This is a genomic window from Providencia sp. PROV109 (genome assembly GCF_033681625.1).
In the GTDB taxonomy this organism is placed as follows: Bacteria; Pseudomonadota; Gammaproteobacteria; order Enterobacterales; family Enterobacteriaceae; genus Providencia; species Providencia hangzhouensis.
In genome coordinates, this window is sequence record NZ_CP096320.1 from 2,544,613 (window position 1) to 2,568,312 (window position 23,700).

The 23,700-nt window shown below is 38.6% G+C and carries 22 protein-coding genes; 6 read left to right on the forward strand and 16 right to left on the reverse strand.

The features are described from left to right. Positions 1-333: 333 nt before the first annotated feature. Complete coding sequence (gene fadR, locus M1F25_RS11730) at positions 334-1,050, reverse strand: fatty acid metabolism transcriptional regulator FadR (protein ID WP_094960513.1); 717 nt, start codon at positions 1,048-1,050, stop codon at positions 334-336. A gap of 221 nt (positions 1,051-1,271) precedes the next feature. On the opposite strand from fadR, the gene nhaB reads away from it, so the two are divergent. Both nhaB and dsbB read left to right on the forward strand, forming a co-directional pair. Continuing rightward, positions 1,272-2,822, forward strand: a complete 1,551-nt coding sequence (gene nhaB, locus M1F25_RS11735) for a sodium/proton antiporter NhaB (RefSeq protein WP_004254031.1) — start codon at positions 1,272-1,274, stop codon at positions 2,820-2,822. A 151-nt stretch (positions 2,823-2,973) separates the two neighbouring features. Next, entirely contained in the window at positions 2,974-3,489 is a 516-nt protein-coding gene (gene dsbB, locus M1F25_RS11740; protein ID WP_004254030.1) for a disulfide bond formation protein DsbB, read from the forward strand. Between the two features lie 58 nt (positions 3,490-3,547). On the opposite strand, the gene M1F25_RS11745 is transcribed toward dsbB, so the two are convergent. The 4 genes from M1F25_RS11745 to M1F25_RS11760 all read right to left on the reverse strand — a co-directional run bounded on the left by M1F25_RS11745 (position 3,548) and on the right by M1F25_RS11760 (position 8,116). Next, entirely contained in the window at positions 3,548-5,830 is a 2,283-nt protein-coding gene (locus M1F25_RS11745; RefSeq protein WP_004254029.1) for an FdhF/YdeP family oxidoreductase, read from the reverse strand. 281 nt (positions 5,831-6,111) lie between these two features. Further along, complete coding sequence (locus M1F25_RS11750) at positions 6,112-6,411, reverse strand: DUF333 domain-containing protein (protein ID WP_004254028.1); 300 nt, start codon at positions 6,409-6,411, stop codon at positions 6,112-6,114. 46 nt (positions 6,412-6,457) lie between these two features. Beyond that, entirely contained in the window at positions 6,458-6,790 is a 333-nt protein-coding gene (locus M1F25_RS11755) for a DMT family transporter (RefSeq protein WP_004254027.1), read from the reverse strand. A 126-nt stretch (positions 6,791-6,916) separates the two neighbouring features. Further along, positions 6,917-8,116, reverse strand: coding sequence for a sugar transporter (locus M1F25_RS11760; RefSeq protein ID WP_181487928.1), 1,200 nt, complete (start codon positions 8,114-8,116; stop codon positions 6,917-6,919). Between the two features lie 370 nt (positions 8,117-8,486). Here M1F25_RS11760 and M1F25_RS11765 point away from each other — a divergent pair, with 370 nt between their 5' ends. Next, on the forward strand, positions 8,487-8,708 hold the full coding sequence (locus tag M1F25_RS11765) for a DUF2594 family protein (protein ID WP_004253922.1): 222 nt from the start codon (positions 8,487-8,489) through the stop codon (positions 8,706-8,708). A gap of 176 nt (positions 8,709-8,884) precedes the next feature. On the opposite strand, the gene M1F25_RS11770 is transcribed toward M1F25_RS11765, so the two are convergent. The 7 genes from M1F25_RS11770 to M1F25_RS11800 all read right to left on the reverse strand — a co-directional run bounded on the left by M1F25_RS11770 (position 8,885) and on the right by M1F25_RS11800 (position 16,754). Then, complete coding sequence (locus M1F25_RS11770; protein ID WP_004253921.1) at positions 8,885-9,163, reverse strand: hypothetical protein; 279 nt, start codon at positions 9,161-9,163, stop codon at positions 8,885-8,887. 200 nt (positions 9,164-9,363) lie between these two features. Continuing rightward, positions 9,364-10,746, reverse strand: coding sequence for an alanine/glycine:cation symporter family protein (locus M1F25_RS11775; RefSeq protein ID WP_094960510.1), 1,383 nt, complete (start codon positions 10,744-10,746; stop codon positions 9,364-9,366). A gap of 346 nt (positions 10,747-11,092) precedes the next feature. Continuing rightward, positions 11,093-11,974, reverse strand: a complete 882-nt coding sequence (gene htpX, locus M1F25_RS11780) for a protease HtpX (protein WP_004253918.1) — start codon at positions 11,972-11,974, stop codon at positions 11,093-11,095. A 417-nt stretch (positions 11,975-12,391) separates the two neighbouring features. Beyond that, positions 12,392-13,123: a cell envelope biogenesis protein TolA gene (locus M1F25_RS11785; protein WP_180311934.1), complete on the reverse strand. Its 732-nt coding sequence runs from the start codon at positions 13,121-13,123 to the stop codon at positions 12,392-12,394. A 286-nt stretch (positions 13,124-13,409) separates the two neighbouring features. Then, the gene (gene prc, locus M1F25_RS11790; RefSeq protein ID WP_181487930.1) at positions 13,410-15,452 is read right to left on the reverse strand and encodes a carboxy terminal-processing peptidase; all 2,043 of its coding nucleotides are present in this window, start codon (positions 15,450-15,452) and stop codon (positions 13,410-13,412) included. Positions 15,453-15,471: 19 nt separating this feature from the next. Further along, positions 15,472-16,161, reverse strand: a complete 690-nt coding sequence (gene proQ / locus M1F25_RS11795; RefSeq protein ID WP_036957687.1) for an RNA chaperone ProQ — start codon at positions 16,159-16,161, stop codon at positions 15,472-15,474. A gap of 110 nt (positions 16,162-16,271) precedes the next feature. Next, a complete protein-coding gene (locus tag M1F25_RS11800) occupies positions 16,272-16,754 on the reverse strand; it encodes a GAF domain-containing protein (protein ID WP_004253911.1) in 483 nt (160 codons plus the stop codon). Between the two features lie 132 nt (positions 16,755-16,886). On the opposite strand from M1F25_RS11800, the gene yebS reads away from it, so the two are divergent. The 3 genes from yebS to M1F25_RS11815 all read left to right on the forward strand — a co-directional run bounded on the left by yebS (position 16,887) and on the right by M1F25_RS11815 (position 20,808). Continuing rightward, positions 16,887-18,113: a membrane integrity lipid transport subunit YebS gene (yebS, locus tag M1F25_RS11805; protein ID WP_094960507.1), complete on the forward strand. Its 1,227-nt coding sequence runs from the start codon at positions 16,887-16,889 to the stop codon at positions 18,111-18,113. After that, a complete protein-coding gene (locus M1F25_RS11810; protein WP_004253906.1) occupies positions 18,088-20,427 on the forward strand; it encodes a PqiB family protein in 2,340 nt (779 codons plus the stop codon). The genes yebS and M1F25_RS11810 overlap by 26 nt, the downstream gene beginning before the upstream one ends. A 147-nt stretch (positions 20,428-20,574) precedes the next feature. Further along, entirely contained in the window at positions 20,575-20,808 is a 234-nt protein-coding gene (locus M1F25_RS11815) for a DUF1480 family protein (protein ID WP_181487932.1), read from the forward strand. 422 nt (positions 20,809-21,230) lie between these two features. Here the strand turns inward: M1F25_RS11815 and M1F25_RS11820 are convergent, their stop codons facing one another. From M1F25_RS11820 to ftnA, 4 genes are all read right to left on the reverse strand, one after another. Further along, positions 21,231-21,578, reverse strand: coding sequence for a YebY family protein (locus tag M1F25_RS11820; protein ID WP_004253900.1), 348 nt, complete (start codon positions 21,576-21,578; stop codon positions 21,231-21,233). Between the two features lie 64 nt (positions 21,579-21,642). Continuing rightward, the gene (copD, locus tag M1F25_RS11825; protein ID WP_094960505.1) at positions 21,643-22,539 is read right to left on the reverse strand and encodes a copper homeostasis membrane protein CopD; all 897 of its coding nucleotides are present in this window, start codon (positions 22,537-22,539) and stop codon (positions 21,643-21,645) included. A gap of 1 nt (position 22,540) precedes the next feature. Further along, positions 22,541-22,927, reverse strand: a complete 387-nt coding sequence (copC, locus tag M1F25_RS11830) for a copper homeostasis periplasmic binding protein CopC (protein ID WP_144141403.1) — start codon at positions 22,925-22,927, stop codon at positions 22,541-22,543. Between the two features lie 237 nt (positions 22,928-23,164). Beyond that, a complete protein-coding gene (ftnA, locus tag M1F25_RS11835; RefSeq protein ID WP_004253892.1) occupies positions 23,165-23,668 on the reverse strand; it encodes a non-heme ferritin in 504 nt (167 codons plus the stop codon). Positions 23,669-23,700: the final 32 nt, after the last annotated feature.

Genomic DNA, 23,700 nt, shown 5'->3' on the forward strand with positions numbered 1-23,700 from the left:
CATGTCGATATTAAATACTAGACTAAAATTTAAGCATAAATTTAAATTCTTATAATTCAATTGGATAAAATAATGGCAATTTATCTATTTTGTTAATTCAGAGTTTTCTATCGATTCAAGTGATGCGCCCAATAAAATATGTTTATTTTATTAAACCAATTCGAGGGGTTTTGTCAGCATTAAATTTCAAAAAAACCAACAAAAATTGGTTTTTTCGCTTCATTTTCGTATTCGGTGGCTATGTGACTAAAAACTGTCAATCATTAACGATAAAAAAACCAGCATGCAGATTCAATGCAACATGCTGGCCTTAAGTGTATCACCGCTAATTAATTAGCGACTTTGAGCTAAATCTGAAGGCATATTGCTTTGCATACTATGCCAAATTATTCCACTTTCTTTTCCATAATTACGCACACAATCCATAATACGGTCATAGGCTTGTTCACGACAAAGATGGCTTAATTGTTGATAGAAATTTAACGCTAAACGCCTAGCTTCTGGGTTCGAAAAATAATAGCGACCAACACGGGTATAAAGCCCTTTTAAGCCGTTAATAATCAAGCCATAGATCGGGTTACCGGATGCAAATGCAAGACCACGGAAAATGTTATAATCCAAATCACTAAATGCATCTGAATTATCTTCAACTTTTTCCCGCTCAGCTAATACTTCTATTGATTTCTCGGGGTTATTTCGAAAGGCTGTACGGATAAAAATAGCAGCGATATTGGTACGTACTGCCAATAAATTATCGATTAGCTGGGGCACCCTATCGTGATCTAGCCTAGCCAATGTCTCCAAAATATTTAGACCAGACGTTTCCCAATAGTTATTCACTTTAGTTGGTTTACCATGCTGAATGGTTAGCCAACCGTCCCGAGCCAAGCGCTGTAACACCTCACGTAAGGTTGTTCGTGTCACACCAATTAATTCCGAAAGCTCACGCTCTGCGGGTAAAATTGAACCTGGTGGAAAGCGGTTGTTCCATATGCTCTCAATAATATACTCTTCCGCGAAACCAGCCGGACTTTGAGCTTTAATAACCATATTTTTATTATTCCAAACATTTAGACGGATATTGGGCAAATCATACCAGATTGTCATCGTCTGATATAGTTAGACTAAAAATAAAGAGTGAGGCAAATCATAGAATTTCCATATAATTCATAAGCTCTCAATTAGCAAATAAGCTTAAAATCCGCAAAAGATAAGAGTAGTATGTATAGCACAATACACGACATCCGCATAAAAGAGGATAACGAATCATAATGGATTTTAGTTTAAAAACTGCTTTTTTGAAAAATTTCCTGGGAAATTCGCCTGATTGGTACAAATTAGCAATTATTGTATTTTTAATAATTAACCCTATTATCTTTTACTTCATCAGCCCCTTCGTCGCAGGCTGGCTATTAGTTGTTGAATTCATATTCACATTAGCAATGGCTCTTAAATGTTACCCATTGCAGCCAGGTGGTCTTTTAGCCATAGAAGCCGTTATTATTGGTATGACCACCCCTGCCCAAATTTCACATGAAATTAGCAATAACCTTGAAGTTATCCTGTTACTGATTTTTATGGTAGCTGGTATCTACTTCATGAAGCAATTACTGTTATTTGTTTTCACCAAACTGTTGATAAACGTGCGCTCTAAACGCATTCTTTCCCTTGCTTTTTGTATGGCAAGTGCATTTTTATCCGCATTTTTAGACGCATTAACCGTTATTGCCGTCGTCATTAGCGTCTCAATTGGCTTTTATTCTATCTATCACCAATATGCCTCTAACCAGCCCAGCAACACTGACCTACAAAATGATGGTTTCATTAATAGTGCGGAACAAAAGCAAACCCTTGAGCAATTTAGGGCATTTTTACGTAGCTTAATGATGCATGCCGGTATTGGTACCGCGCTTGGTGGTGTCATGACCATGGTTGGTGAACCACAAAACCTTATCATTGCAAAGCATGTTAATTGGGACTTCATTACTTTTTATATTCGTATGGCTCCTGTGACCATACCTGTTTTTATTTGTGGCTTGGTTGTCTGTTTTGTTGTTGAAAAGTTCAAGCTATTTGGTTACGGTGCTGAGCTTCCTGACTCTGTACGTCAAATTTTGACTGAGCACGATAAAAAACTGACGGCTAAACGTACCAAAAGAGATCTTGCACAGTTAGTCGTTCAGGGCTTAATTGGCGTGTGGTTAATCGTTGCTCTTGCTTTCCATTTAGCGGAAGTTGGCCTTATTGGTCTTTCTGTTATCGTGCTAACGACCGCATTTTGTGGTATCACAGAAGAACATGCGTTGGGGAAAGCCTTCGAGGAAGCGTTACCCTTTACCGCATTATTAACTGTCTTCTTTAGTATTGTAGCCGTAATCATTGACCAACAACTATTCACCCCATTTATTCAGTTTGTGCTGCAATCCTCTGAGTCGTCACAATTATCATTATTCTATCTATTTAATGGCCTACTCTCTGCCGTATCAGATAACGTATTCGTAGGGACTGTTTACATTACTGAAGCCTTAAAAGCAGCGAATGAAGGTTTGGTATCAATGGAACAATACCAATTCTTAGCCGTAGCAATTAATACAGGTACTAACCTGCCTTCTGTTGCAACACCTAATGGGCAAGCTGCTTTCTTATTCTTATTAACCTCAGCGTTATCTCCACTAATCCGTTTATCCTACGGTCGTATGGTTTGGATGGCTCTTCCATATACCATCGTAATGACTATTGTCGGGTTATTAGGGGTAGAGCTCTGGCTAGTACCAATCACTCATTGGATGGAAAGTATCGGTTTGATTACATTCGCCCAGTAACTATACTTTAAAACAATTAGCCATATACCAATATGGCTAATTGTAATGTTAGGTAAAGCCTTATCTGAAATTGCATTATTTCACTTTAATTGCTTTTTTTATCGAGCTGATAGAGGCAAAATGTGCGCATTACTCAATTAGGATACTAAGTATGTTCAGATTTTTTAACTACTGCTCGCAAGGAAGAGGCGCCTGGCTACTCATGGCCTTTATTGCCTTTATGCTCGAGTGTGCGGCCTTATATTTTCAACATGTGATGAAGCTACAACCCTGTGTTATGTGTGTCTATGAACGTGTTGCATTACTTGGCATTATGGTTGCTGGCTTAATTGGGGCAATAGCACCACGGAATATGGTAATACGCTGGGTAGCAATTCTTATTTGGGTTTACTCTGCTTGGCGTGGCTTAGACCTTGCATGGGAACATACCATGCTACAACTTTATCCTTCTCCATTTGCTTCTTGCGATTTTTTCGTTAATTTCCCTGACTGGTTACCATTACAAGAGTGGGTCCCGGCAGTGTTTGAAGCAACAGGTGACTGTGCCGTTAGGCAATGGGCATTCTTAGGGCTTGATATGCCACAATGGTTAATTGGTATCTTCGCGGCTTATCTCTTAGTTGCAATCATTGTTATCATCAGCCAATTCTTCCCAGCCAAAAAATAATCTTTAAAACCCCAAATGTTAAATTCAACATTTGGGGTTCCTAAACAATAACATCTATCTATTGAATGACTCTCTCTAATTTCACAGGGATATTTTTATACGCAGGAATACCACATTGCGGGTCGAAATTATCTAATGAAATTAAATTATTGGCTTCAGGGAAATAAGTGGCAACACTTCGGTCTGCCATATCATAGATCACCACAGTGAGGTTATCTAAACGGCGTTTTGTCGGTTTTTGTTCACGGTCTAATGCGATGAGATTCACTTTATCTCCCGCCTGTAACTTCTGTTTTTGGGCTTCTGCACCACTGATGAAAACAACATCTCGTTGCCCAAACACACCACGGTATCGGTCATTTAGCCCATAAATTGTAGTATTATACTGGTCATGGCTGCGTAATGTTGCCAAAATCAATTCACTGTTTACTGCTGAATTCGGGTCTTCAATAACGCCTTCTGTCGGTACAAAATTAGCTTTACCTGATTGAGTTAACCAACGACGCTCAGAAGCAGCGTTTGTCAGGTGAAATCCTCCCGGTATTTTAATACGTGCATTGTAATCATCAAAGCCAGGTAATACCGCCTCCATTGCGTCACGGATCAAGTCATAGTTACCGATAAAATCATCCCATTCGACTTTACTCTGAGGTATTGCCGCTTTAGCTATTCCTGCGATTATCGCACACTCAGATTTAAGGTAAGGGCTACATGGTTTAAGTAAACCTTTTGATGCGTGAACCATCGACATTGAGTCTTCTACAGTAACACATTGCACACCACTGCTTTGTCTGTCTATTTCACTGCGACCCAATACGGGTAATAAGAATGTTTGCTTAGCTGTTAATAAATGGGAGCGATTTAGTTTAGTTGCAGTATGAACCGCTAAATCAAGCTTTTTCATACCAGCAAAACAAGCGTCTTTATCAGGCATTGCAACCGCTAAATTTCCTCCCATGCAAATTAAAGCATTCGCTTTTCCTTCAGAAATGGCTTGCATGCTCGCGACTGCAGCATGACCGAATTCGCTTGGTGGCTTAAAACCAAATCGTTGTTCAATTTTGTCTAAAAAGCTTTTTGACGGTTTTTCTGTAATGCCAACGGTTCTATCACCTTGCACATTCGAGTGGCCACGCAATGGGCAGATACCCGCACCTTCCCGACCAATATTGCCCTTAAGTAGCAGCAAATTGACTAATTGCTGAACATTCTGCGTACCATGTTCGTGCTGAGTGATCCCCATGCCATAACAAATAATGGTGCTTTTTGCTTCAATATAAAGGTCTGCAATCTCTTCGATAGACTCGCGTGGCAAGCCAGAAACCCTTAAAATATCCTTCCAACTTGTTGTCAGTAAGTCATTTTTTAAAGCTTCATAACCCTGTGTATGAGTTGATATGAATTCAGTATCGAGAATAGGCTCTTTTCCTTCATCTACTGCGGCTTGGTGCTTTTCAATCAATAACTTCATAACCCCTTTAAGTAACGCAGTGTCTCCACCAACACGAACTTTATAATAGTGCCCCGCTAAAGGTGTAGATTCTAGCGTTAGCATTTCTAACACGTCTTGTGGATAGGTAAAGCGCTCAAGACCACGCTCTCTTAAAGGGTTTATTGCAATGATCTTTGCGCCGCGTTTAGAAACTTCACGCAATGAGCTCAACATCCTCGGGTGGTTAGTCCCAGGGTTATGACCTATACAAATCACTAAATCTGCTTTATCAAAGTCGTCTAATAATACCGTCGCCTTACCGACACCAATAGAGTTAGCAAGACCAACACTCGTTGGCTCATGGCACATATTTGAACAGTCTGGAAAATTATTTGTTCCATATTCACGAGCCAGTAATTGATATAAAAATGCGGCTTCATTTGAAGTCCGGCCGGAGGTATAAAATTCAACGGTATTTGGGTCTGAATAACTTTGTAAACGCGTACCTATTTGTTGAAAGGCTTCTTCCCATTCGATAGGTTCATATTTATCTGTTTGTGAATTATATTTCATGGGGTGAGTTAAACGCCCTTCATCTTCTAAATGAAAGTCATCCCATTCGAGTAATTCTGTTACAGTATATTTAGAAAAAAATTCCGGGGTTGTTTTTTTAGATGTTGCTTCCCAAGCAATTGCTTTTGCGCCATTTTCACAAATATCAAATGATGCTGTATGTACAGGGTCAGGCCACGCACAGCCAGGGCAATCAAAGCCATCCACCTTATTCATTTCAAACATTGCAATGATATCGTGTCCTACTTTCATTTGGCCACGTAAAGCTTCTGCAACTGCTTTTACAGCCCCCCAACCCGCAGCGGGGCCATCATACTCTTCAATTTTCTTTTTCATTAGGCATTACTCTTTAATAAATGGAAATGTCTTTATATATGCTTTTATAATTATTTAAACTTTTCTTTATTATTTAATATTAGTAACTTCGCCGTTAAATATCAATAATTAAAATAAACACTTAAATAGATGTTCATAATTAGATGATTTATAAATGAGCAATTAGAATATAATTAAAAAAAGAAATGATGAATATTAATTTAACATTCAGTTATAATAAATGCATGAAGTTAATTAACTTTCCATTAAAAGAAAATTAATTAACTTCATAAAAAGAAGAGTTATATACAAGAGCCAGATTGTATAATGTCAACAGCACAACGTTTACCATTCGCAAATTGGCATACTGCAGTTTGTGACCCATTTAATTCTAATGTGAGTGCGGGCAACCCACCCGCTGACATACAAGCTTCTTGTGCACCGGGGCCTAAATTGACCACTTGTTGAGCATACTGACTCGCAGAATGTTCCACCGATTTATCCACATTTGAACTACCACACGCAGATAACATGACAGATATAACGCCAATAAGTGACATTGCTATTATTGGCTGAAAAAAATGATTAACCCTATGCCTCATTCCCTGCTTCTCCTATCATGCTACCTGAACATTTTGCACCAACTGTTTAGTGCCCGCCGCTTTTTGAAAATAAATTGATGACTAAAACACCAATAATAATTAATAGCATACCAATAATTGCAGGTAAATCGAGTTTTTGGTTGTAAATATAAATTGCAGCGACGGAAACCAACACGATCCCTAAACCAGACCAAATTGCATAAGCAATACCCAATGGCATTGTTTTTACTACCTGCGAAAGCCCCCAAAAAGAGACAGCATAGCCAACAATAACAATCAAAGACGGCCAAAAACGACTAAAACCATCAGATGCTTTCAATGTTGTCGTCGCAATGACTTCTGCAATAATAGACATCAACAAAAAACCCAAACCCTTCATCGCCTTTCCTTATTATTAGAATTAGTAATAATGAAACTTATTATTTTCCTATATACAACAAAAAAGCTCTGTCTATCCTGAAAATGACACAGAGCTTTTATATCTACTTCATGGTGCTAAGACGAGTTAATGATTTGTAGCTACGTCTATTCTATCAGTAAGAGATTCACTATAGCGCTTGAATAGATAAACACATAAAGCAAAGGCTATCAGACCGATCGTACCACCAATATAACCAATTTTAGTCATCCCCAAATGAACAATAACTTGGTTACCTAACAGCGCACCAGCGCCAATACCAATATTAAAAATTCCAGAGAAAATTGACATTGCCAAGTCAGTAGCATCTGGAGATAAATCAATCACCTTAACTTGCATCCCTAAGCCAATGCACATCATCGCCATTCCCCAGAACACTGATAACATAACCAAAGACCAAACATCTCTACCTAATGGCATCAGCAATAATAAACAAATCGTCATAAATGCGATTGCTGCAGGTAAAAATGATAATGAAAACTTGCTGCTGTAACGACTAAATATTACGCTTCCGAAAATACCGGCACCACCAAAAATCAGTAGTAGTAAAGTAGCAAAATTTTGGCTTTGCAATGCAACCTCTCGAACAAAAGGTTCAATATAGCTGTAAGCTGTAAAATGTGCGGTAACAGCTAAAACAGTTAATGCGAACATTCCTACGAGTGCAGGCCGTTGGAATAGCATAGGAACACTTTTTAACGAACCAGAATGTTCACTTGGTAAACGAGGTAAAAAACGGATCAACACAACCATAGTAAACAATGCAATGATACCAATACCTAAAAACGTCGCCCGCCAGCCTAAAAACTGCCCAACCACTCGACCAAGGGGAAGCCCTAATACTGTCGCTAAAGCGGTCCCCGTTGCTAATAACCCAAGAGCTTGGGCTTTTTTACCTGCAGGAGCAACCCGAATAGCTAAAGATGCAGTAATTGACCAAAATACCGCATGGGATAATGCAACGCCAATACGCCCTGCTATTAGAATATCAAAACTCCACGCAAACCCTGAAATAATGTGGCTAATAACAAAAATAACGAATAAAAAAGCTAATAATTTGCGACGCTCTATTTTACTGGTTAATAGCATTAAAGGTAACGACATCAAAGCCACAACCCACGCGTAGATTGTTATCATCAATCCAGTATGTGCGACCGTCATATCAAAGCTTTTTGCAATATCACTGAGTAATGCTACAGGCACAAACTCTGTTGTGTTAAAAACAAATGCAGCGACCGCTAGTGCTATTACACGGATCCAAGCTGTTTTTCTAGAAACTTGCGTCATATTTCTCTTAGCCTTTACTTTCCCACAAATAACATACACAACGGTTTAATTGTGCGTAAAAATTGCTGCGAAAGGATATTGGTATTTCATACAGGATTGAGTTGTCACTAAGCAAGCTAGGTTGCTAATAACTCTTTTTATGTGAATTGTATCACATTTTTTCATTACTCATAAAGGCTCCTCTTTGCCTAATTGGCAAGAACAATATCATGTCTGCTTATTTTTATTCTCTCGACTATTCTGTTTCATTATTCGTTCAAATTTAAGTCATTTATCTGAATATTTATTACATTCAGTTATCTGAAAATACATCGCATTACTTTCTATGCTACAATCTCACTATTATTTTTATGCTTAAAGGACCGCTTTAATGAAAAACCATTTTCCTACTGAACCTAACGTTAATACCTTAGCAGATGAAGTTACTTGCCTAAAAAACTTATTAACGCATATGCTAAAAGCTATCGGCCAAGCTGATGCAGGTAAGATTTTGGTCAAGATGCAACGTGAAGTTGCACAAATGGAAGACGAAAAACAGGCAGAAACCTATAAAAATACGTTAGAACAGATAAAAACAGCGTATCGCCAATAGATTATTTAGCGATAAATGCTATTTTAAGGATATACATGCTATAAAGTGGTTTAAACTGCACAAATAACTAAGTTTTAATCATGAAAATCATCTATCTTTGTTCATGAATTAAACCATTCTTTATTCATTTAGCTCCCCCTTCAGAACCCTATGAAGGGGGCTTTTTTTTCTAAAACTTATGTATTATTCCGTTTATAAATATCTTGGCAATGCTGAATATATTCATCGACTGTTGTATCGTCGGTTTGCTTATCCCAACTTTTCTGTTCTTCAAAAGCCCACACTTCAAACGTTTGCCCAAAGTTAGCGCCTGACATACCAACTTGCTTATAAATCCGATGGTAAAAACCTTGCTCAGAACGGTAGATCTCAAATTTAAACGGAACTAACCTAGCGGGATTTGTCGTTGTCAAAAAATCATTACCAAACAATAACGTTTTCTCCAGAATATCCATTCTATCCCCTTGTTTAATTTATAAAATACGCATGGTTTACAACTTCTCTTCTAAGCATAGCGCATTTAACGCCATCCCGTAATTTTACCTATAAAAATAGATGATTTATATATTACCTATCGATAGGCTTGATGAATGAGAGGAGAGATATTAATGAAATAATAAGCTTCACTATTAAAATGAAGCTTATTATCAATAGATTATGATTTATTGTCGTACAACTGTTTTGCCATATCAATGCTGTCTGCGTTCACATCTTTTATATGGTCACGTGTTAACCGATAAACAACAGGGCTTAAAAGTAACAAGGCAATCAAATTAGGGATCGCCATCATGGCATTTAGTGTATCTGCCAACAACCAAACAAAATCAAGTGATTGTGTTGCGCCGATAGGTAAAGCAATCAGCCATAAAACTCTGTACGGCTTTATTGCTCGCAACCCAAATAAATATTGCACACATTTTTCGCCATAAAAGCTCCAACCCAGAATAGTGGTAAATGCAAACACGGCTAATGCGATAGCAACAATATAATTTCCACCGGGAATTGCCGTTTGGAATGATGATGCGGTTAATGTCGCGCCTGTTTCACTGGTCAGCCAACCACCAGTAATAATGATAGTTAACCCTGTGACAGAGCACACAATGATAGTGTCAATAAATGTTCCTAACATCGCAATGAGTCCTTGGCGAATAGGGTTTTGTGTTTTTGCAGCGGCATGGGCGATAGGTGCACTCCCCAAACCTGCTTCATTGGAAAATACGCCTCGTGCAACCCCAAAGCGTATTGCAGCCCATACAGCAGCCCCCGCAAACCCACCTTGAGCAGCAACAGGGTTAAAAGCCGAGGTAACAACCAGAGAAAGTGCCGCAGGGATCTCAGTAAAATAAATACCAAGCACAATGACCCCCGCGCCAAAATAGGCAACAGTCATAAATGGGACAAGTTTTCCTGCAACATCAGAAATACGTCGCAGCCCACCAATCAATACCGCACCAACTAATAAAACTAAAGCCCCTGCGGTCAACCATTTATGCACACCAAAGTTACTTTCTAGCACATCTGCCACTGAGTTCGCTTGTACCGTATTGCCGATACCAAAACTGGCACATGCACCGAAGAAGGCAAACAGTGTTCCCAGCCAAATCCATTTAGGGCCTAATCCATTTTTAATGTAGTACATTGGGCCACCAATATATTGGCCATATTTATCGACTTCACGAAAACGGACAGCTAACACCGCCTCAGAGTATTTTGTTGCCATTCCTACCAACGCCGTCATCCACATCCAGAATAACGCTCCCGGCCCTCCCATGACCACTGCGGTTGCAACTCCGGCAATATTCCCTGTACCAATCGTTGCCGATAACGCTGTCATTAATGCATTAAAAGGTGATATTTGTCCCTCACCGCGTGATTCATTCTTTTGAAACAATAACTTAAAACCTGTCCCAATTTTTCTTATCGGTAAAAATGCAAGCCGGATTTGCATATAAATACCAACGCCTAAGATCCCAACCAGCATTGGTACTCCCCAAACCACTCCATTTAGTTCACTTAACCACGTAGTTATCAAATCCATCCTACCTCCAATTAATTCATATTAATTAACAAAACAATCGAATTCATAACAATTCCTTATCAATCTAATAAAGATTAAAAGTAAAATAAAAGCGAACAAATTTTCAGTAATTCATCATTTAAAATAAAAGATTGTGAGTAAGCTCACTTGTGATTTATCGATTACAGTTATTAATACAATTTATTGCGAGTCAGAATTAGAATTGAGTTTGTTAGCTATGAATGGGTATTTTGAGGGAGCATATTTATCATATTGTATAGATAAAAAATGCCCAGTAATTAAATTATTACTGGGCAGATACTAAAATCGTTGTCTATTTAAAGCTAACTTTAGACTATTATTTAGGCTATTTTAAATATTCACCTGAGCGCAATGCTTCAATACGTTTGTCTAATGGTGGGTGTGATAAAAATAATTCACTGAATGCTTTACCACGACCATTGATGCAAAACGCCATCAAACGGCCTTCTTCTTGTGGCTCATAGCTCGTTTTCAACCGTTGCAATGCAGCTATCATCTTTTCACGGCCGACTAATTTTGCAGAACCCGCGTCCGCATGGAACTCACGATAACGAGAGAACCACATAGTAATGATGCTTGCCAAAATACCGAAGACGATTTCAAGTACCATGGAAACCGCAAAATAAACCATTGGGTTACCATTACTACTTTCACTTTCGTTATCACTGTTGGACATAAAGCCTGCCGCAACCTGTGCGATAATACGTGAAATAAAGATGACGAACGTGTTCACCACACCTTGTAATAAGGTCATCGTCACCATGTCACCATTCGCGATGTGGCTAATTTCATGAGCGATAACAGCTTCAGCCTCATCACGGCTCATATTCTCTAATAGCCCAGTACTTACTGCAACAAGCGAAGCATCACGGCGAGCCCCTGTTGCAAACGCGTTAATATCTGGAGCATGATAAATAGCCACTTGTGGCATCTGAATTCCAACTTGTTTTGCTTGACGCTCAACAGTTGATACTAACCACTGTTCTGTTTGGTTACGTGGAGTTTCAATAACCTCACCACCCACTGATTTTAGAGCCATCCATTTGGACATCAGTAGTGATATGAAAGCACCACCAAAACCAAATAGGCCAGCCATGATCATGAGGCCTTGGACACTACTACCTCTGATCCCAGTTAAGCTTAGGATTATCCCAAACACAAACATAACCGCTAAGTTTGTGAGTAAGAATAAAGCAATTCTCATCATTTTTTATGTATTCCTTGGTAAAAACAAATATACGTAGAATTTACTTTATAAATAAGGTTTTTTCACACTTTTTCAAGTGCATTAACGCGAAAACCCTAAAAAATAACATAACTTTACATAGCTGCGTTCAAAACTCATCATTATGCTCTAAATAAATGATAACTTCTTTAGTAAGAATTTAACCATTTGTTTTTAAAGGCTCATTTTGTAACCATTTAAATTCAAAGCTATTTGTAATTGAAACGATAAAGCTAGTTAGCCAATCACCAAAAACAATTTAGTGTATTTATCTATATTATCACTCACATTGTTTGCCAAATGAATGAATATTTACTTTTACTTCCACTCTATTAAAAAATAATGCCACATTAAGTGGCACTATTCTGTTCTATCGCTGTCTGTTGTTTAGTTCTCGCGCTAATTAGTTTTCTCTTTAGTCGATTTTGTTGATTTCTCTTTTGCTGTCTTAGCTGTTTCTTTATCTTTGGCTTTAGACGCTTTTTCTTTTACCGCTTTTGCTGATTCTTTATCTGCCGCTTTGCTAGCTTTCTCTTTCACTGCTTTTGCTGGCTCTTTATCTGTCGTTTTGCTAGCTTTCTCTTTCACTGCTTTTGCTGGCTCTTTATCTGCCGTTTTGCTAGCTTTTTCTTTCACCGCTTTTACTGATTCTTTATCTGTCGCTTTGCTAGCTTTTTCTTTCACCGCTTTTGCTGATTCTTTATCTGTCGTTTTAGCGGCTTTTTCTTTTACTATCTTAGCTGTATCTGATGCTTTATCACTGGCTTTGCTTGCTTTATCAGAGGCTGTTTTACTGGCTTTGCTTGCTTTATCAGAGGCTGTTTTACTGGCTTTATCACTCGTGCTCTTTATTGAGTCAGAAACCGATGGTTTACTTGATTGTTTAGCAACACCTGCACCAATCGAAGCACCAGCCGCTTTCGCTTTGCTGTTAATATCATTTTTTAATTCTATGGTACACACTTGCTCTGAGCGACTTGTTGAACCATCATTACAAATAAATTTACCATCTTCACAGCGATCTATTCCCCCTTTACTTCCAGAACATGGGTAATTTCTTGCATTCGCTGTATTAATAGATGCAATCATCATTACACTAACTGCCATTAATCCTACAAATAATTTACGCATGGTATTGTCTCGTTGTTAAGGAAAGCTATACCAAAAGTTTAGGATAAATTAAGTAAAGGTAAAGAAACCTATAATTAATCATCAATTTCAGTCAGTCGTTTTGGAAAATAAAATAAATAAAGAATAAAACTGCACTAATTTAATAGCTACTGACTAAAAACACCAAAATTAACAATAAATTAACATTTGATTTTCTATTTTCTAAGCGGATTAAGATAGCGTTAAAGAAACTCAAAAAATTAAGCCAGCTTTCGCTGGCTTAATTCCGTTAAACACTAAGAGAATATTATTTATTATTTGATAATAGCTTAGCATGTTGATTAGCTAAGTCGATCGCCATTTTCACCGTTTCATCGAGGTATGGGTCTGGCCCCTCGTAATCTTTAGGCAAATCATCAATTGATTTCAATAGTGGTTTACCTTCCCGAGTATTACGTTCATTTATACGTTTCAATTTTGTCGCTTCAAGTTCTGAATCTTCTTTTTGGCGCTCTGCATAGTTGAGCGAAATAAGATTCTTACTCTCTTTGTTTACTTTATAGCGAGCAATATCTTCATCAATATAGTTGAATTCAGGGTCTTTGCTAATACGTGCCAAATGCTGAGTTTTTATTGGTGATAAATCAGAAGACACATTACCAACAGGTGTATATTTTGCCGGTGGAATACTATCCCATGGTAATGCATTGTCCTCAAAGCTTTCTCCAGTTTCAGCTGGGTCTTGGCCTGTAGGCATTATCACATCAGGGGTTACACCTTCACGTTGTGTGCTACCACCATTAACTCGGTAAAACTTCTGAATGGTATATTGGACAGAACCTAATGAAGGCCATTCTGGTTTTAGCATTTGATCGTAAACACGGCTCAAACTACGGTGCTGCTGAACAGTTCCTTTACCAAAGGTCGGTTCCCCAACAATCATCGCTCTGCCATAATCTTGCATTGCTGCAGCAAAAATCTCAGATGCGGATGCACTAAAGCGGTCGACTAAAACAACAAGAGGCCCCTTATAATAAATAACATCGTCATCATCAATATCTTGGCGAACTTGACCGTTATTATCACGAACTTGAACAATTGGCCCTTTCGGAATAAACAAACCTGATAAAGAGACCGCTTCGGTTAATGCTCCACCACCATTACCGCGTAAATCAATAACCAATGCGGAAACATTATCTTTAGCCAAGTTTTGCAATTGAGTTTTAACATCATTGGTTAAACCAACATAAAAACCAGGAATATCTAAAACAGCAACTTTATCTTTACCTTGCTGTTTAATCGTCAGTTTGACTGCTCGGTCTTCCAGTCGGATCTGCTCCCGAACTATGGTGACAATATGAGGTTTCGCCCCTTTAGTATCAGAAACGACTTCTAACCGAACTTTACTTCCTTTCGGGCCTTTAATTAAAGCAACCACATCATCAAGGCGCCAGCCAACCACATCAACAATAGGTTTACCCGTTTGGCCAACACCGATAATTTTATCGCCGACTTTTAGCTCTTTACTTTTAGCAGCTGGCCCCCCAGCAACTAATGAGTTAATAACCGTATTTTCGTCATCTTGCTGTAATACCGCACCAATTCCTTCTAATGATAAGCTCATTTCTGAATTAAATTGTTCAGTATTACGAGGCGACAGATAACTTGTGTGTGGATCAATTTCACGAGCGAAAGAGTTAACTATCAATTGAAAAACGTCTTCACTTTGCGCTTGCGTTAAACGCCGCAACGCAAAATTATAGCGTTTTGTCAGTTTCTCTTTGATTTCTTTATCATCTTTACCTGATAGTTTTAAATTCAACCAATCATAACGCACTTTTTGGTCCCATAGACGATCAAGCTCTTGCTTATCTTTAGGCCATGGTGATTTTGAACGGTCAACTTCAATAGAATCAGTCGCATTTAAATCGATGGGTTGCTCTAAACGAGCCAATGCATATTTAAAGCGCTCGAAACGTCTTTCCTGAGACAGGTTATACAGGTCATAGAACGTATCTAATTTGCCATCCTCAAGCCACTGACCCACTTTGCCTTTATCTTTGGCGTATTGGTCAATATCGGATTGAAGTAAAACATTATGACCGAAATCTAACATATTGAGATAACGATCAAATATCTTCCCAGAAAACGCATTGTCTAAATCGAATTGGCGATAATGTGAGCGAGTAAACCGAGAGGTGACCCTTTCACTCACAGTACCGTGCTGTGCACTCTGTTTTAAGACAGGTAACTGAGCCGCAGTGACCGGAGCCACTGCTTGAGTATTAGCTATTGCACTGCCAAAAGTCGCTAGACTTACCACCAATGCAATTTTAAGAAGTTTGTTCATGACCTGATTGACCTCCGTATCAGAACTTTAAATGTTCCGCGCGTACAATCATTGCCAGCCCTGTTGGCAATTGAACCCTAACACCATCTTTCGCAATTTCCAGCACAGAGGCGTCCATCACACTGGTACCGACTTTCACTTTCAAAGTTTGACCAATTTGAAGGGTATTGATATCAGTGACTGATTTCAGATTTTGCTCTGGCGCAGGTGTATTACGACGAGGGGCTTTAGCAGATGTATTTTGCGAGCGTTCTTTATTATCTGACGGACGGCGACGAGGCGTTTTTTCTTTAGCTGCATCTTGATTACGAGGGGTTTTCTCACTCGCTTTTTTCGCTGCTGGACGTTTTTGTGCTTTTTGTTCAGCACGTTGTGCTTGAACGCGAGCTTTAGCCTCGGCTAATTGTTGGCGCGCATGAGCAATATGTTCTGCATCTAATTCACCACAATCTTCACCATTTAAGTCAACGCGTTTAGCGCCCTCTTTAACACCGTAGAGATAACGCCAGCTAGAAGTATACATGCGTAACGCAGAACGCAATTGCGTTTTGCTAATACCATCTTCTTCTTTTAAGCATCCTACGATATCTTGAAAAATTCCGACTTTTAACGGACGTGCTTCGCCTTCAGCGATAAAACAGCGAGGAAAACGCTCTGCTAGAAATGCGATAACTTCTTTACTACTATTCAACTTAGGTTGATTTTCCATGAAATTTCCTGATAACAACGATTTTGCCAACCTCACGGGCATGAACAAGCCGACATTATAATCGTGTTGCTGACAATTGCCACGTTACTATTAATTTAACTGACCATTATTTAGTGATATTTAGGCATAGAACACATTGCCAGATGTTGGCACAACTGGTTTACAAGGTGTTGTAGCCCTTTTTCGTCTTCTTGGTCGAATTGGCTAATATTTGGGCTATCAATATCTAAAACCCCGATAATTTGCCCACTAACTACCAAAGGGAACACAATTTCAGCGTTACTTGCTGCATCACAGGCAATATGACCTGGGAAGGCATGAACATCTTCTATACGCTGAACTTGGTTATTACTAAAAGCTGTACCACAAACGCCTTTACCAAAAGGAATTCGAACACACGCAACTTTACCTTGGAAAGGACCCAGAACTAATTCTTGCCCATTACTGAGATAAAAACCAGCCCAGTTAACCCCTTCTAAATATTCATATAATAATGCACTGGTATTTGCTAAAGTTGCAATTAAATCATACTCACCTGCAAGTAATGCAGAGAGATTGTCCGAAAGTTCAAGATAATACTTCTTTTTATCCATAATTATTTCTTGTAATAATCAAGCAATTAATCGAATGTTTGTAAGCGTAGCCCTAAGGTTACCAATTTGTCACTTTGAGGTAAATTTTTTTACACTAGATTACATCTAGGTAACCACCTAAAATGAGTCAATATGAACTACATTAACCACACTGATTTGCTTTTTCAACGTTGTAATCATTGCAATCAGAAGCTACTAACCCCTCGAGCCAACGTACGACAAGTCGTTGTTTGTCCTCGCTGTTCTAGTCAACTTAATGATGGACGTTCTTGGTCACTCAACCGTTTATCAATACTGGCTATCACATTACTGATGCTTGCTCCCATTGCTTTTTGGCAACCCCTTATTTCTATTCATTTATTAGGAAGCCAAATTAATGCAAATGTCATTGAAGGTATACGCTTAATTAATCAACAAGGGGATCCATTTACTGCCAGTATAGTGGCTTTTTGTGCTATTGCAGCCCCCTTATTATTACCAATTTTAATTTTATTGTTATCTATTGGTCAGCATATCAATTTGAATCTCCGGCCTATTCTTTTAGTGTTAAGCCACATCAAAGAATGGGTTATGTTAGATGTTTACCTAATAGCATTGGGTATTGCCGCCATTAAAATGCAAGATTACGCAAGTGTATTCATTGGGCATGGCTTAGTGGCTTTTATTACTATGTCTATTCTCAGTTTATTAATTCTCATCCACATAAACCTAGATGAGTTATGGCAAAAATTTTATCCCATCAATAATAAAAAAGTACAAGATAACTCGCTAACTTGCACGGCTTGCCATTACACTGGGCCCGCAAATTGGAATGGGAAATGCAAACGATGTCATCGCCCTCTTCATTATCGGGAACCTTATAGCTTACAAAAAACTTGGGCCGCACTAATTGCTGCCATGGTGTTATTGTTTCCTGCTAATTTAATGCCAATCTCTATTTTTTATCTCAATGGACAGCGCTTAGAAGACACCATTTATTCTGGGGTTGTCTCTTTAATTGATTCAGGTAACTGGCCAATCGCAGTTATTGTATTCATCGCCAGTATACTGGTTCCATTTATTAAGATTATTATTATGATATTGCTACTGTTTTCTATTCATTTAAAAAGCAATACTGACCCTATTTTACGTATGAAATTACTTAGGTTTGTTTCGTGGATTGGTCGTTGGTCAATGCTAGATTTATTTGTCATCGCCTTGATGATGACACTCGTTAACCGTGATCAACTCATGTCTTTTACTATGGGGCCAGCCGCACTGTATTTTGGTTCAGCCGTTATTTTAACAATTTTGGCTGTTGAGTGGTTAGATAGCCGTTTAATTTGGGATTCTTATGGAAAATCAAAACCTACAAAATGAACCCTCTGAAGAAATATCAGAAGCCATATTACGCAAACGCAGGCAAATTTCGCCTTTCTGGCTATTGCCTTTAGTCGCTATTTTCATTGCAGGCTGGCTTTTGTTTCAACATTGGGCTGAACGAGGAACGGATATCACTATTGAGTTTACATCCGCACCTGGAGTCGTCGCCAATAGAACGCCTATCCGGTATCAAGGTGTTGAAGTAGGTTTAGTACAATCTGTTGCTATCAGTAAAAATATGAAAACCATCATTGTCACTGCTAGTGTGAATAAAGATATGCGACCAGCCTTAAATTCAGGGACTAAATTTTGGTTAGTGACCCCCAAAGCATCGTTAGCGGGTGTTTCTGGTCTTGATGCTTTAGTTGGTGGAAATTACATTGGTATGTTACCAAGCACAGGAACAGAACAGTTCTCTTTTGTTGCACAAGACACACCACCGCAGCTAGACATTGATAAAGGTGAATTACTTATTCACCTGACTGCTCCAGATTTAGGCTCACTGAATGAAAACTCGCCTATTTATTACCGGAAAGTCCCTGTTGGTTATATTTCAGACTACACCATTTTGCCTGATAACCAAGGGGTTTCCATTTCTGCCGTTGTCAAAAAACCTTATGTTCACTTGGTCCGTAAAGAGAGCCAGTTTTGGAATGTGTCAGGGCTACAAGGCAGCTTTGACCTTAAATCTGGCGCTAGCGTAAAAATGGAAAGCCTTTCTGCTGTTATAAATGGCGCCATTGCTTTTGATTCACCACAAGACAGCCCACAAGCAGAAGAAGGGCAAAAATTTGTCCTACAAGACAGTAAAAAAATAGCCCAAACCGCAGAACAAGATGGTAAAGACCCCCTGTTGCTAACACTTTGGGCACATGACACTTATGGCGTCGATAAAGGTCAACCTATTGTTTATAAAGGCATTCAAATTGGCGAGGTGTTACAGCGTCACTTAGCAACTGAGAAAGTAAATTTTAATATCCTGATATATGATGAGTTCCAACATCTTGTTCGAGAAGACAGCAAGTTTGTTGCTAATAGCCGAGTGGATATCCAATTAGGTCTTAATGGATTACAATTCCAAGGAGCTACTCCCCAAGAGTGGTTAGATGGTGGTATTCATCTGATAGCAGGACAAAGCCAAGAAAAACTCCCAGAAACTTTTCCTTTATATCGTAGTGATGATAATGCAAAAGCGGGTATTTTAGGGGCTTTACCACCCACAACTATCACTCTCAATACCACAACATTACCAGACATTCAGGCAGGCTCTGTTGTTCTTTATCGCCAATTTGCAGTCGGCAAAATAATTGCCATTAAACCGACCAAGGCTGGGTTTGCGATCAATGTAAATATCTCAAATGAATATCTTCACTTACTCACTGAAAACAGTGTATTTTGGGCTGAAGGTGGTGCAAAAGTTCAACTTAATGGTAATGGTTTAACCGTTCAAGCGGCACCGCTGAGCCGAGCCATTAGCGGTGCAATTAGCTTTGATAATCTGGATGGAGGTGTTGCCAATACTGCTCGCCAACACACACTTTATCCAAATGAAACCTCCGCGAAAGCAATAGGAAGCATCATTACATTAACAACATTTGATGCATCAAAACTCTCAGAAGGCATGCCTATCCGTTATTTGGGCATCAATATTGGCCAAATTGAATCATTAAAATTGTCATCTGATAAACGTGAAGTACAAGCAAAAGCCATTCTATACCCTGAATATGTCAGTGCTTTTACCCGGTTAGGAAGCCGTTTCGCAGTTGTAACACCTGAATTATCCCCTGCGGGTTTAAATAATTTAGATAGCATATTACAACCCTATATTAGTGCTGAGCCAGGACGTAATAATAAAAGCCGTTATCAATTTGAATTACAAGCTGCAAATATTACAGACTCGCGTTATCTAGACGGTTTAACTATTTACCTTGATGCGAGTGATGTCGGCTCCGTTCAAGTTGGCACGCCTATTTTATTCAGAGGCCTAGAAGTCGGTGTTGTTACAGGTCTATATTTGGGAGAGCTTTCCGATCGCGTATATGTTGCCACACGCATTGGCAAGGAATACCAATATCTCATTCGCAATAATACAGAATTTTGGCAATCTTCCGGTTTTAATTTCTCATTTGGTTTAACTGGTGGTGTCGCCAAGAGTGGGACTTTCAAACAATTTGTACGCGGTGGCATTTCCTTCGCAACCCCGCCGTCAGTGCCTTTAGCCCCAAAAGCCAAGCCTGAACAGCATTTCATCCTGAAGTTGGAACCCCCTAAAGATTACATGGACTGGGGAACTTCTATTCCTAAAAAATAACCACTATTAGGGTGCATATTAACCACATATAGCACCCTAACCCTTCATACGTCATAAAAATTATTTTGGAAATTAATTCCATTTATACTATGCTTAATTTCATTGGGCTGTTTATACATAGTTAAAATCAATGAATGAGGTGCAGTTATGTGTATTGTAAAATTGAAAATATCTTCCTATGAAATTAATGATGCAGTTATGGCTTCCCATAAAAGCGACACAGTGAGTATTCCATGTGATTCTGATACCGATTTTTGCATGCAGCTTGATGGCTGGGACGAGCATACAAGTATTCCTGCAACTTTAGATGAAAAACCAGTCCTGCTCTATCGTGATCGTTATGATAAAAAAAATCACCATTGGGTGATGAAACTTGCTTAAGAATTTTGTTAGTACACTTAGGCTATTGACTAAGCATATAAGTAGGTAGGAACTGAGAAGCTGATATGAAATGAGAGCTAACAAAATAATAGGCAAAAAAAGAGGCCTGGTAGATTCCGATTACCGGGCCTTGGGAAATGGCTCTGGCAGAGCCGTGCGCTAAAATTGCCATTGAGACGTAACAAAGTACACTCTAATACTAGCTTTCAATGCACGTTCTTACCATGTTTATTATCAATATTTTCACATATTATTAACACAATTTATTTCTTGATTTTATAATATTGAACTATTTGTTTAATAGGTTAAACCTATTCACCTAATCATTCAAACCTTTCAATCAATCAACTAATTGAATAACAATGATAATTTATTAATTCACCACTTCCTTTATGCTCTAATGGTTTTACTTTGCTATCAGCTTAGTTGCTAACACACAACTTTTCAGCGGCTTCTTTTATAGGTAATATTCTTTCCACAACTGTCTTGGTGCTATCGATAGGCTTAAGCAGCACATCGATAGGCTGTGCTTTAATTTCTTTTTTATTCATCAATTCAGTTGCAATATCATTTAATGGATATTGCATTAATGTCGCAGGGTTAATAACGACCAAAGCCCCATTATGGCGGCACTCTAACATGACCTCCTCACGAGTAAATGGCCAATCATCTCCAAATTGTTTCTTACTCACGGATGTTAACGGTGCAGAAAAAGCGGTACTTACGGTACCAGCCAATAACAGTGTGCAAATAATGAGTTTAAATTTCATGGTAGTGCCTTATCAAACATTGAAGATATCTTTGCGTTATTATCAATTAAATATAAAAGTTTAGCTAGATTGGCTGGTAGCTTGCAAAAATCGCCACCGAAAGGATAGCCATAGTCCCTAACAGTAACTCAACCCAACTGTTAATAATTAGGGTGTTGACCCGCCCTTTTTGTTTAATAATAGGTACGATGTAATAGCGATTGATAATAGCCAATAGAAGCATTCCCCCCACTAAAATGATCTTAAACCAAAGTAGTGATTGGTATTCTGACCCTGAATAGTTTAATGGCCAGCCAGGTAAGAGCGTTATTGCACTAATGACTCCAGTAATAATAACCAGTGCAACAGCGATGTGACCATAACGCGAAAAACGCATCATGGTATTCACAATGTGTTTATCCATCCCTTCGACCATTTCTTTTTTATTGCGTAAAAATTGAATGCAAATTAAAAATGGCCACAAACCGCCAAACCAATAGGCTGAACTAATAAGATGAATGAATTGATTGATGCGATGGAGGGTTCCGAGTAAGCCATCATGCATAGCCGCGTGCCCAATAAAAGCATGCAAACCAAGTAGGATCACTGAAAAAACCAATATGAGTTTCAATCGCAATTGGATTGGTTTTACAAATAAAACCAATAACAATAATACAGATGACAAAAGTTCCCAACGCCATACTTGACCGAATGACGTCCCTAAAACCCCTTGCCATATATCCAAATCGATACTATCTTGCCAACCATCTCCCATCAGGCCTGCTTGTGCAAGCATCCAACCAAAAGTTGTTAACACGGTAACGATGGCGCAGAAGAAAATACCTTTATTCAAATAGCGGCTGAGCAAATAATTAAATGGCTCACGACTAAGTACCACTGCAAATATTGACATTCCACACATCAATATTGCAGCGATAAAATGAATAAAGCGAATAAGGGTATAAAAAGCTTCTAGTGACATATTATTTCACTGTAAAGCTATACGTTCCTTTTGTTTTGTGTCCATCGACAGAAACGACGCTCCAATTAACGTCATATTTCCCAGCAACGAGCTTGTCTTCCACAGGGACAATCACTTTTGTATCGTTACTTGGGTCTAATGTTGCTTTACCGGTTTTCACTATTTTATTTTCAGGACCGATAATACTGACCTTAGTGAAATTAACTTCAATGCCTTCAGAAAAGCTTAATGAGATAGACTCAGGGGCTTGTTCTACTGCCGTACCTTCAGCAGGAAGTTGGTCTTTTAAGTGCGCATGTGCAAATGCTTGTTGGAAAGACATGCCTAAAAATAGAACGGCGACAGCGCTAAGTTTGCGCCATGAAGATTTAATAGGGTTAATTGGCATAGTAACCTCTTAATTTGCAGGTGAATTTAGAATAATTACCAATCATTATACGGAAAACAAACCATTTTACTGCTTAAAAATAGGTTTTATCGGCCTATCCTGTGAGTTTTCACACAAAATGAAAAGAAAAAGACTTATGAACATTGAATTGCAGGATTCATGCCCATAAGCCTAGAGAGGTCTTTATGTTTTACATGGAGATAAAACGATATTTCTATCTACTCACTGGCGTGTAGATTAAACATGTGTTGCCGCTGACATGTTTTTCAAATCTTTATCTAACAAGAATAGTGCCTTACCAGACTCACCCACCATATCCAGTTTATCCAGTACTGATTTAAATAATTTCTCTTCTTCGTGTTGCTCTGCAACATACCATTGTAAGAAATTAAATGTAGAATAATCTTGTGTTGTCATTGCTAAATGAGCCAATTTATTAATTTCACGAGTAATTAATTGCTCATGCTCATAAGTTTGATGAAATACATCGCTAATTGATTTGAAATCAACTGGTGGCGCTGCAATTTGCCCTAACAGGGGTAATGCCCCAGTGTCACTAAGGTAATCAAATAAACGCTGCATATGTTCCATTTCTTCTTGTGAGTGTGCTTTTAAGAACGCTGCAGCACCTTCATAGCCTTTGTCACTACACCAAGCGCTCATTTGCAAATAAAGATTTGCAGAATAAAATTCAAGGTTTAATTGTTCGTTTAATTTTTTGACCATATCTGTAGTTAACATATTTATGCCTTATCGATTAATTATTCATGAGT